Genomic DNA, 9,603 nt, shown 5'->3' with positions numbered 1-9,603 from the left:
CACCCACCATGCCGCTGAACACCACCGACAGAAAGACCTAACGGAGTCCTACTAGGTGTTTACCTAGCTAGGTATCTAGGTAGCTAACTAGGTAGGCATTGTGCTATTCTGGAATAGAAGTACTTAAAAGGGTAAACATAATGCAATCCCAAGAAGAATTACTCAACGCCTGCAAAGCCTTTGTAACCGCACGTACCGGCCTCGACGTACGCACCTGTCGCGCCACGGGCGGGGGAGCGTGGTTGCAACTGGCGGCCCGTCTCATGGCGAGCGACGAGCAGGCACGGCGCACCCGCACGACAGCCCAACGGCTTCGGCGGTACCACAGACGCCCGTACTAGCCGCCAGAGCAGCCGCCGCGGCTCAACCCACTCACGACAACGGCCCGAGTAGGTACAAGGCTTCTCGGGCCGTTGTATGCGCGCCGGCGGGGAACTAACTCCCTGCACAGAAGCACTCTCGGTCGTCGGAACCTAGGTTCGGGGCTCTCGGGGGAGGGAGCTCACTACGACGACCGAGGGTGCGTATGAGGGCGGGTACTCCTGACAGCGTGACGCAGTGGTGCGGCTCAACTAATGGGAGCGTCGCAGCGATGTCGTCCCTGGGAACGCTTGCGGTAGCGCAACCAGCGGCACCAGGCGGAGCGGTGAGCGCGCGGTCGCGGATTGGGAGGGAGCTGCAACAGGTGAAGCGGCCACGCCTGGCGGCCCGTCTCGACCCAATGGCGCTGCTGTAAGCGGAAGATGCAGAGATGGCAGGCGTACAGCGGCATGGCCTTGCTGTAGGAAGTGACGTCGCCGATGAGGGCTACGGGTATGCCGGTTGTGTCGCAGCGGAAGCAGGTGCCACGAAACCAATCGAAGTGCTGCCATATGAGGGTGGGGGTCATGGTGGGGGACTCGCTTGCGTAGGTTCCGCGGAGCTCGGGCCGACTGACCCCTAGTCGCTGGTCAACTCCGTTGGCGCGCAGACCTCGTGAAGTTCCGCTCTCGCTTCCAGGGTGACGGCCTCGCGGATGACCAGCTCAGCTATTGGGTGGCTGGTAAGGCTCTTCACCGAGGGCACCAATAGATGTTCCGCGCCGTGTCGTTGGAGCAGGCCGACCAAGCGTCCGAGGGGTAAGCCATCCTCGGAGTTGAACTCAATCTGGCACAGCTCATACCCGCGCTCCTCGGCGTAGTCGCGGAACTGCTGTTCCTGCGCGAGCACTTGGGCGGCCGATGCCTCCGGGTCGAGCGGTATGTAGGCAATAGCCAGTTGCTTAAATGGCGCGGACATGAGCGGCCCTTTCCGTTGCGGCGTGAGCTTCAGACGGGCAGCGCTAGTCGAGCGCCATAACGCACCACACCACTTTTCCGCCGGTTGGAGGCAGGTAGTAACCCCACTCCTTCGAGATGGTGTCCACGATGAACAGCCCGCGCCCACCGATCTCAGAAGGTTCAGAATTCCCGTCGCTGATGGGTGGTCGGGTGTCCGGGTCGGCCACCTCAACAATCAGGTGGGTATAGCGGTGGCGAAGCGTCAATCTCGCCGGAGTAGGGGAGGGGTCGTCATCCGGCGGCGCGGCATGTTTCACCGCGTTGGTGACGAGTTCTGAAACAGCCAGGGCGGCCGAGTCGATGTGGTCGCTCGGCACGCTCCACGCGCTGAGTACGTCGCGGGTGTGTCTGCGCGCCCAGCGGACGGCTTCAGACTGCGCGGCCAACTCCAGCTGGCTAATGAAGCGTTCCGGGGTCATTGCGGTGCTCCCTTGCTCTCTCGCTTGGTGGAGAAGCACGGCAATGAGCATGGGCGGCAGGGGCGTTGGGACGTCATGGCGCTGCCGCATGAGCGGATATGCGCGGGATGCATGGACAGCCGGACGCCGGATGCCTAGCGTCAGTAGGCTTGGGGGTTGGCACCAGCTGAGGGAAGCCACGGGAGCGCGAGGTACGACATGACCAGGCAAGATGCGCGGCATTGCTCCTGCGGCACGCGCCTGGCGCGGGACAACTCCGGCGACCTATGCGCCGTATGCCTTCGTCGTGAGCGAGCGCGGGTAGTCACCCGCCCGCCCGCCGTACCCCCGGAGTTCTGGCACCACCCGACAATGCAAGAAGCGCTCGAACGTTGGCACATGGGCCATGTGTTCTATGCATACCGGCTCCATCCGTGGCATGGCCGCGCGGTTTCTCAGGAGTCCATGGCAACGTGGCTCGACCTGAACCAGGCCCAACTCAGCCGCATTGAGAGCGGCAAACCCCCGCAGGACCTCGCCAAACTCATGAGATGGGCGCATAGCCTCGGGATTCCCGGCGATCTACTGTGGTTCAAGCTGCCCAGTCGCCGCGAGGCACTCCCGACAGAGAGCCCAGTAGTGGCGTCTCCGTCGCCAAGAGAGAAGCCCGCCGGCGCGCTTCTCCCGGTCGTAGTTAATGGCCGCACCGTGCTGGTGCCGGTGGATGCACACACCATTGCGGCGAGCGGTTTGGGCAGCGCACTTGGCCCCCTGGCGGACAGTTCCGCCACCACGTACGCCACAGAACGAGGCTTCATGAGCCCCCTCAACCGCCGCGACCTTCTCAAAGGCGGCATTGCCGCCGCCGCACTACCCGGCCTCGGCCTGGAAGAGCTGCACCACGTTGCATCCGCCCTGAACGATGCTCGGCGCTACCTCGACGGCCCGATGGTGGACTACTTCCGCCGCCAGCTCGACAAGGCGAAGCGCGACGATGGCGCGCGCGGCCCCAAGAAGACGTTGCCGGTAGTGCTCGGCCTCGTCGGTGCCATTGAAGGCAGCGCCCGGGATGTGAAGCCGAACGTGCGCCGGGAACTGCTGACTGTCGGGGCAGAAGGCGCGGAGTTTGTTGGCTGGCTGTACCGGGACATCCAGGAACCCGACACAGCGGTCTTCTGGTACGACCGCGCCATGGAGTGGGCGCAGGAAGCGGGCAACGCTCCCATGCAGGGGTATGTACTCCTGAAGAAGTCACAGATGGCGTACGACGAGCGTGACGCGCTTCGGATGCTCACCCTCGCCCAGGCCGCCCGTCACGGCCGGTGGCAGCTCCCGGTACGTGTCCGCGCTGAAGTCACCCAACAAGAAGCACTCGGCCGCGCCATGCTGGGTGACCCGCTCGACGTCGTGCGCGCTGGACTCGACACCGCACAGGAACTGTTGGACAGGGCCACTGAAGACGGCTCGGGTGAGTTGGGTGCCTATTTCACCGGGCACACCCGTCTGTTGCGCGACGCCATTACCTTCACCGAGGCAGGGAAGCCCGGTACTGCTGCCGAGATGTTCAGCGACGTCATAAGCGTTGGGGCGCTGTCGAACCGGGATACCGGCTTCTTCAACGCGCGGCGAGCGGCGGCGTTGGCGCTCAGTGGTGAACCAGACGAGGCGGCGAGGGTAGGGAAATCGTCGGCCGAAGTCGCCCACGACATGAAGTCAGAGCGGACAGTACGGGTGCTGGGTGAGGTACTCCAGACCCTCGACCGGTGGCGCAGTCGTCCGGCGGTGCGTGAATTCTGTGAGGCCCTGTCGGCTTGACGTAACTTTGTTGGTGGGGGGCTAATGAACGTGAATGATTGGTCGGCGATATCCACTGTTGCATCCGCTACCTTGGCGTTGGCGGCAATCGCGATCGCTGTACGAACTCACCAGACGGAGCATCGGCGGTCTAGGTTTGAGACTGCTCGGAGCCTACTCCAAGAGCTCAATTCTGGCGAGACAGTGCCCGTTCGCCACAGCATTGCACGACTCCATTACGGCCACCAACACGAGATGACTCCCGATTTGAGTGATGCAGATCAGGTGCGCTTGCACTTCGCCGCCTATTACACGATGTTGTGGTGTTTCGAACGCGTTGAGGCTGGGCGGACATCTCTTATTGCAGGTCGCCGTCGTTATGGTCGTGACCCAGTCATCGAATATCTGGACAGTCGATTGGCATGGCATGTTGCTGAGTTCGCCTGCGGAATTCCAAAGGCACGCGCACGACTGGCGGCAACAGCGTCCGACGGGACGGTCAAGGATAGAGACTCGGTTCAGGGATTCCTTCGATTGTTGTCCGCACTCCAAGCTTGCGGGCTCGTTGACCAGGTGTTTGCGTCAGGTTCCTGCATGGGGAGTGGGGTCTGTCCGTGTGAATGTCACCAATAAACGGCCGAGTCGCCAGAAAATAAAGCGTGTTATGAGCTCTCAGGCCGTGCCGGCACCGAGCCACTGACTCACGGTCTGGATGACGAGTGCCTGGTACTCCTGGCTTTTGGGGTCTTTGTATTGGGGGTCATCGTGAACGGCGAAGCCGTGCTGTGAGCCCTCCACCGGTACCAACTCACACGGTGCGTTGAAGAGCGGTACGGCATCCCGGGACGACTCGAACGGTACGAGGGTGTCGGCCGTACCGTGGACGATGAGGGTGGGTGCCTGTACCTCTCCCAGGGCCTCGTGGGGCCGGAGCCAAAACACCTCGTTCATGATGGGCCGCCCATGGCGGAGAGTAGGGGTGAACTGAATGGCCCCCTGCTCGTCCAGTTCGCGCGCCGCTTCCTCGGTGATGCTGTCGTTGTTCCAGTACGGCCGACTGTCGATAGTGCGCTTCTTGTAGTCGAGCTGGGGGTTGAAGAGCACCAGGCGCGCAACGTCCGCGGGACGCTTGGCGGCGTAGTAGGCGCAGATACCCCCACCGAAGCTGGCACCGAGAAGCGTTACCTTCTCGGCGGCCGTGGCCTCACGTAGGTAGGCGAGCGTGGCGCGGATGTCGTTGAGGATGGTCGAGAGGGTGAGCTCTTCTTGCCGCCCCTCGCTGTCGCCATGGCCGCGCAGGTCGAACCGAAGCGAGGCGATACCGGCTTCAGCTAGTCCATCTGCCAGCCGGGTAAAGAAGCCACCTTCCTCCCGGGTGACGCCGCCGCCGTGCACGAGTAGCACTGCCTGCGCGGTCGGCTGCTGTGGACGAACGAGGGTGCCCGCCAGGTGCAGGCCGTCGAGGGTACGTACCGTCACGCTGTCTGCTGCCATGTACGGAAGCGTAGTGAGCGGGGCACAGTGCCAACAGTGGACGACCACAGTGCGGGCACCAGCGGGAGAGTTCGACAACTGACGCCGTAGGAGCTGAGACAGAAGCCCTGGTCGGCGGGACAGGTCGGGGCCTCTGTTGTGCGTTTGGTTGACGCTTCTCGGAGGCCTGGGCTTCGTGGGAAGCGTCCGGAACGAGTAGGGGAGGGGGGAAGTTTCCCCGTTCCTTCTGGCGATGAGTCGCACAAATTCTTCGAGAGGCAAGCCGGGGCGCAGGTACTACTGTCAAACATCTTCCGTAATCGGTGAGTTGCACCCACACTGGGCGACGCAGGCGTCTAGCACTACATTGAGCGGCGACCTATAATCACTAAGTAATAGAGGGTAAAGCGAAAGTGAGGCAGCCGTGAACGACGGAGGAGAGTAGGCTAAAGCGTGAATGAAACAGCGCCAAGCGCAGACGAGGACGCTGACTCTGGTGATGAACGCAAGGTACGGCGATGGATTGCAAGATTCCTCGCCTACCTTCTTTTGTTGCCTGCGTCCTTATGCTATGCCGCTGCGCGCCTCTGGTTTCCGTCGGGTGAGGCTCATAGCGCTGCGATTGCTCTTGGTGAGTCCTTCCTCGTTGCTTCCATCCTCGGCATCGGTGGAGACTTCTATCTCAAGCAGCAACTGAGTAAGGCTTCGGAACGAAGGGGCATTGCGCGAACGCTCGGGGAAATTTTTGGTTTCCTCGACCCGAACCAGCCGCTTGAGCTTAAAACTGCCGTGGAAGACTTCGCCAACGAGAAGTGCTACTACAAGTGGACGCGCTGGAAGATATCCTTCGACTGGGTAGACCCTGAAACTAAGCTTATTCTCAGGCTGCAACTCGAATTGAAAGGGGAGGGGGTAGCCCTCGCTAGGGCTGGATTGAGGTTTAGGAACCCACTGTGGATTCTTCGATCTGCGGACGGATTTGAGTCAGCATATACCTACTATAATCTGCATTGCTCTCCGTCCGAGGTAAACGTTGAAGAAGATGAGGAGGCCATAAAGTCCTATTCGCCCGAGCCGAAAGAGGGGGACAGCCGTGTACTCCTCAACCATGCGAAGCTCATCGCCGAGAAGAGTCCTAGAGCGGTTATCGCCTATCAGGATAAATTCTCGATGTTGAGGCGGGCTCGCATGTATCGTCACTTTACGGACTACGTACCGCTGGCGCACGGGACATTCACTATTGATTTCACTCTTGAGTTCGACGGAACCGCCCTCCCAGACTTGATCGTGTCCGCCTTTACTCCTAAGAGTTCCCAGAACGACGAGGAGTGGGTGTCTCACGGGCGCGAGACTGATCCTAGGAAATTTTCCTGGTTCAACGTAACGCCGAATCAGGCGACGATCGTGAGTTGGCGCCGCAAGGAGGAAGCCCTAGGAGGTTCGGGAGCGGATACGACTAGACGCAGCGAATCGCAGTAGTCTCAACCCCGCTCCGTGCGACTCACGCCGGCACCGGGATACTGTCGCGCGCTCCCGGTTGTCAGTGACGCCGACTATCCTTGCTGATGCCGCGTTAGGCAGGCGCACTGCTCCGCCAGGACTACCGAACCCGCTTTGTACGTCGGCGCTCACAGGCGGGTGGTCAGATGTCTTTTGGTGAGGTTGACGCGGCGGGCAACATCTTCGAGAAGACGTTGTGGTTGCTGCGGTCGGGTTGGCACTGGGGTAAGCGGACGGTACAGGGCGACCACTACACCATCGCCCCGTGCGGCGGGATGGAACGCGACTACGCCGACCGCTTCGTAGTCCGGGTTTGTGTCGCGCCGACGCGCGCGGTGAAGCCGATTGAGCCCGTCGACCTGGCCGCCCGCGCCCAAGTAGTGGCGCGGGAAATCTTTGGCGAGCTGCCGTACGAGGTCGACTACTCCGGAGAAGGGCTGGTGCGCTTCGCCGTCTTTGACGACGGCGAGTTCGGCCGTTTCAACCGGCACCAGCTGGAGGTGTACGGCTCCGGCTTGCTCGATCTCCGCTGGGGGTTGCACATGGAGGTAGTAGATCAGGTAGCCGACCCGCTACCACTGGCCGAAGTGGCGGCCGTCATCCGTCGGGTTCATGCGGTGGTGCAGGGGAGTGGGTACCGCAATCTGTACCGGAAGCGGCTGAGTGAGAAGCGCCGCCGGCATGACTGGCGCGTCGGAGTAAGTGGCAGCAGGAGCACGATCAAGGGACAAGTTGTGTGGGAGACCCTCGACGTTCCGGGTTCAGACTCCTTCGCCCGTGCCTCCAGGCGCTACGCCGACTGCCCTCGCATCGGCTTCGCCGCGGAGCGCCTTCTGTCGCGCAAGCAGGGCGAAGCGCCCATCACCATCGTGCAGCCGGTGGTAGAAGAGTTGCTGATGCATGCCGGGTACCTCGACGCGCGCGAGAGTGCCGCCGCCATCGTGGCTCACCATCAGTTGGACAGTTCGTCGCGGCCAGCCCTGACATAGAAACGAGCTCCCGGCCGCTTGATGAGGCCGGAGGCCCGGAGGGTGTAGCTACTGCTGCTCGTCCAGCCATTGGATGATCGCCCGCCGACACACACGTTGGGCTTCGCTGGAGAGTTCGTACTCGTAAGACGGCTTGGGTGTGTGCCACCCGAAGCCGACTTCTTCGTCGGCGCTGAGTAGTGCGGTGCCGTGAGTGAGGTCGGAACGCTTGTCGTACAGCAGCTTTCGCGTCTTGCGCTCGGCAGCGTCGTGTTCGTCCCGCATGGGGGCGTACTGGTCAATGAAGCACCGGAAGTAGGCCGTTGGCCCGGCTAGATGGTTCGTGCACTGGGGGCATCGCTCCCGGTGGGGTGCGTACTTGAGCATGGCTTCAACCGCTTGAATGAGAGCTTGGAAGTACGCCGACTTGGAGATGTCCCAGACTTCCCGCGCGTGGTGAAGCCAGTAGGCGGCGCGGAGTAGGCGCGCACGGTCGTCGTCGCCAAGCCGCATGAAAGTGTCTAGCTTCTGCTCCAAGTCCTCGGGTAGTACCAACACTTGGTCGGCGAGCACGCCGCTTGGCATAGTCGCCACCATCTCAATGGCGGGAAGGTCGCTCTGCGGTGACAGCTCGTCGGCGTACCCGTCAAAGTTCGGAACGAAGTAATGCTCTAGCGCCCACACGGAGCGCATCGCTCCGGGCGTTGCATCCATCATCCAGTGTTTACGTGAGTTGATCGGTGGCACGGTGAGGCCTGGCACAAGAAGAGAGAGCAACAAGGCGAGCTGTCGCGGTTCCCGCAGCACGCGCATGTTCCTTACCTGCGGGTCATTAGAGCCGTTGAACTTCACCTCAAAGACGAGCGGGTGCCTACCCATTACCATTTCGGGTCGGGGTGCTTCATCTGGGGCACGCCGAATCACGAGCTTGTCTCGGTATCGCCAGTAGCCCTCTGTGGGTACGTGCGCGAACAGAACCATGCGGTGGACAAGGTGTGTCTCCGGAGCAAGCAGTGTTGCTTTGACCTTCTGCTCGATCTGTGTGAAGGCTTCTTCGGTGAGACCTGGCCCCGGGATGATGGCGCGTAGGCCACCTTTTTTGAAGTAGTGCAACGTCAGTGCTGGTGAGTCGGCACGCGGGAAGTCCACCTGAAGCTCAGACGTAAATTGCGACTGGTGCATAACGTCAGCAATAGCCCACGCCAACTCGTCGGGCTCGACGGTGCGCATACCCAGCCGACGTTCAACCTCCTGTTTGGTCAGTTTGGTCATGGGTGGAGTGTACGTCGATGCCCTATATGGGTACAACAGGTTTTATTTATGCCGCAGCCAGTGACACTTTACATGCGAGTAAGTCCCACTCATCGCCGAGCACACAGCGGAGCGCCGACATCTTCCCGTTGGCCATTCCCTACTCCACGGCACTTCATGTGGCGCCTATTAAGCTTTTAGGTCCTCTCGAATGGATGCATAACGTGCCTCGACCCCAACGCGCTTAAAGAACTCATCTGTAAAAGCGAGGGCCGAGGATAGTGACCAAGCGGCTAGGGCGTAGCAGAGTGAGCGATCCAACGTGGGGTTTCCAGAGCCCGTAAAAGGATTACGCGCAAATCGCTTCTCGTTACTTTCCAAGAAGCGGATTCCTGAAGTCTCCACGCGGGAAGTCTGGCGTAGTTGGTGCGTATCCCTCCAGCGCGGCTTGTAGTGCATTAGCTCATTGCGGAGGTCGAGCACCGCAAAGGCGTTCTGGAAGGTTCCTTCACCACGGGCCATAGGTTGAAGACTAAGCGTTGTTAGCGCCTTCTGGTACCGCTCAAGAATGGGTTCCTTGATTTGTGTGGGCCAGGCATCAACCAAGAGCTCTCGCTGGGCTTCAGGCAGTTTTCCGCCGAGCTCAAGATTAGGATACTCGGCGGACGTGTAGAGCTCGTTTACGGTTGCATCAAGGAAGGCTGAGGTGGTGAAGATGGAAGCAAGAACGTACGAGCGGTGCATGCTCTGGGAGGACTCGGCATAAGTTGCCTTTTCTTCGGCCGAAGGCTCTAGCGGATTTGTTTCAAGATCACGCACTCGTCGAGTGGACATTGCGGCTGCGTTGATTTGATCTAGCGAGTACCAGTTGTGTGGGGGTGCGGGTGCCCGCCTGGGAGG

Annotated in this window: 8 protein-coding genes; 3 read left to right on the top strand and 5 right to left on the bottom strand. The window is 61.1% G+C overall.

The annotated features are described in order from the left end of the window. Positions 1-939: 939 nt before the first annotated feature. Positions 940-1,278 carry a hypothetical protein gene (locus ACFWP7_RS42045; protein ID WP_384393768.1) on the bottom strand — a complete coding sequence of 113 codons (339 nt, stop codon included), beginning with the start codon at positions 1,276-1,278 and terminating at the stop codon, positions 940-942. A 43-nt stretch (positions 1,279-1,321) separates the two neighbouring features. Beyond that, on the bottom strand, positions 1,322-1,738 hold the full coding sequence (locus ACFWP7_RS42040) for an ATP-binding protein (protein WP_384393765.1): 417 nt from the start codon (positions 1,736-1,738) through the stop codon (positions 1,322-1,324). Positions 1,739-2,089: 351 nt separating this feature from the next. Here ACFWP7_RS42040 and ACFWP7_RS42035 point away from each other — a divergent pair, with 351 nt between their 5' ends. Continuing rightward, entirely contained in the window at positions 2,090-3,532 is a 1,443-nt protein-coding gene (locus tag ACFWP7_RS42035) for an XRE family transcriptional regulator (RefSeq protein WP_384393762.1), read from the top strand. 651 nt (positions 3,533-4,183) lie between these two features. Here ACFWP7_RS42035 and ACFWP7_RS42030 read toward each other — a convergent pair. Beyond that, a complete protein-coding gene (locus tag ACFWP7_RS42030; RefSeq protein ID WP_384393759.1) occupies positions 4,184-5,005 on the bottom strand; it encodes an alpha/beta hydrolase in 822 nt (273 codons plus the stop codon). A gap of 432 nt (positions 5,006-5,437) precedes the next feature. Here ACFWP7_RS42030 and ACFWP7_RS42025 point away from each other — a divergent pair, with 432 nt between their 5' ends. After that, positions 5,438-6,463, top strand: a complete 1,026-nt coding sequence (locus ACFWP7_RS42025; protein WP_384393756.1) for a hypothetical protein — start codon at positions 5,438-5,440, stop codon at positions 6,461-6,463. Positions 6,464-6,630: 167 nt separating this feature from the next. After that, the gene (locus ACFWP7_RS42020; RefSeq protein ID WP_384393753.1) at positions 6,631-7,473 is read left to right on the top strand and encodes a hypothetical protein; all 843 of its coding nucleotides are present in this window, start codon (positions 6,631-6,633) and stop codon (positions 7,471-7,473) included. 48 nt (positions 7,474-7,521) lie between these two features. Here the strand turns inward: ACFWP7_RS42020 and ACFWP7_RS42015 are convergent, their stop codons facing one another. Both ACFWP7_RS42015 and ACFWP7_RS42010 read right to left on the bottom strand, forming a co-directional pair. After that, the gene (locus tag ACFWP7_RS42015) at positions 7,522-8,724 is read right to left on the bottom strand and encodes a hypothetical protein (RefSeq protein WP_384393750.1); all 1,203 of its coding nucleotides are present in this window, start codon (positions 8,722-8,724) and stop codon (positions 7,522-7,524) included. Between the two features lie 168 nt (positions 8,725-8,892). After that, positions 8,893-9,522, bottom strand: coding sequence for a hypothetical protein (locus ACFWP7_RS42010; protein ID WP_384393747.1), 630 nt, complete (start codon positions 9,520-9,522; stop codon positions 8,893-8,895). Between the last annotated feature and the right edge of the window lie 81 nt (positions 9,523-9,603).

The sequence above is a fragment of the Streptomyces sp. NPDC058470 genome, assembly GCF_042721055.1.
Taxonomy (GTDB): Bacteria; Actinomycetota; Actinomycetes; order Streptomycetales; family Streptomycetaceae; genus Streptomyces.
This window is presented reverse-complemented; position numbering and strand designations above follow the sequence as displayed.

Excerpts from the sequence above, each read along its gene's own strand:
- ACFWP7_RS42045 (WP_384393768.1), bottom strand. The coding sequence starts at position 1,278 with ATGTCCGCGCCATTTAAGCAACTGGCTATTGCCTACATACCGCTCGAC.
- ACFWP7_RS42040 (WP_384393765.1), bottom strand. The coding sequence starts at position 1,738 with ATGACCCCGGAACGCTTCATTAGCCAGCTGGAGTTGGCCGCGCAGTCT.
- ACFWP7_RS42035 (WP_384393762.1), top strand. The coding sequence starts at position 2,090 with ATGCAAGAAGCGCTCGAACGTTGGCACATGGGCCATGTGTTCTATGCA.
- ACFWP7_RS42030 (WP_384393759.1), bottom strand. The coding sequence starts at position 5,005 with ATGGCAGCAGACAGCGTGACGGTACGTACCCTCGACGGCCTGCACCTG.
- ACFWP7_RS42020 (WP_384393753.1), top strand. The coding sequence starts at position 6,631 with ATGTCTTTTGGTGAGGTTGACGCGGCGGGCAACATCTTCGAGAAGACG.
- ACFWP7_RS42015 (WP_384393750.1), bottom strand. The coding sequence starts at position 8,724 with ATGACCAAACTGACCAAACAGGAGGTTGAACGTCGGCTGGGTATGCGC.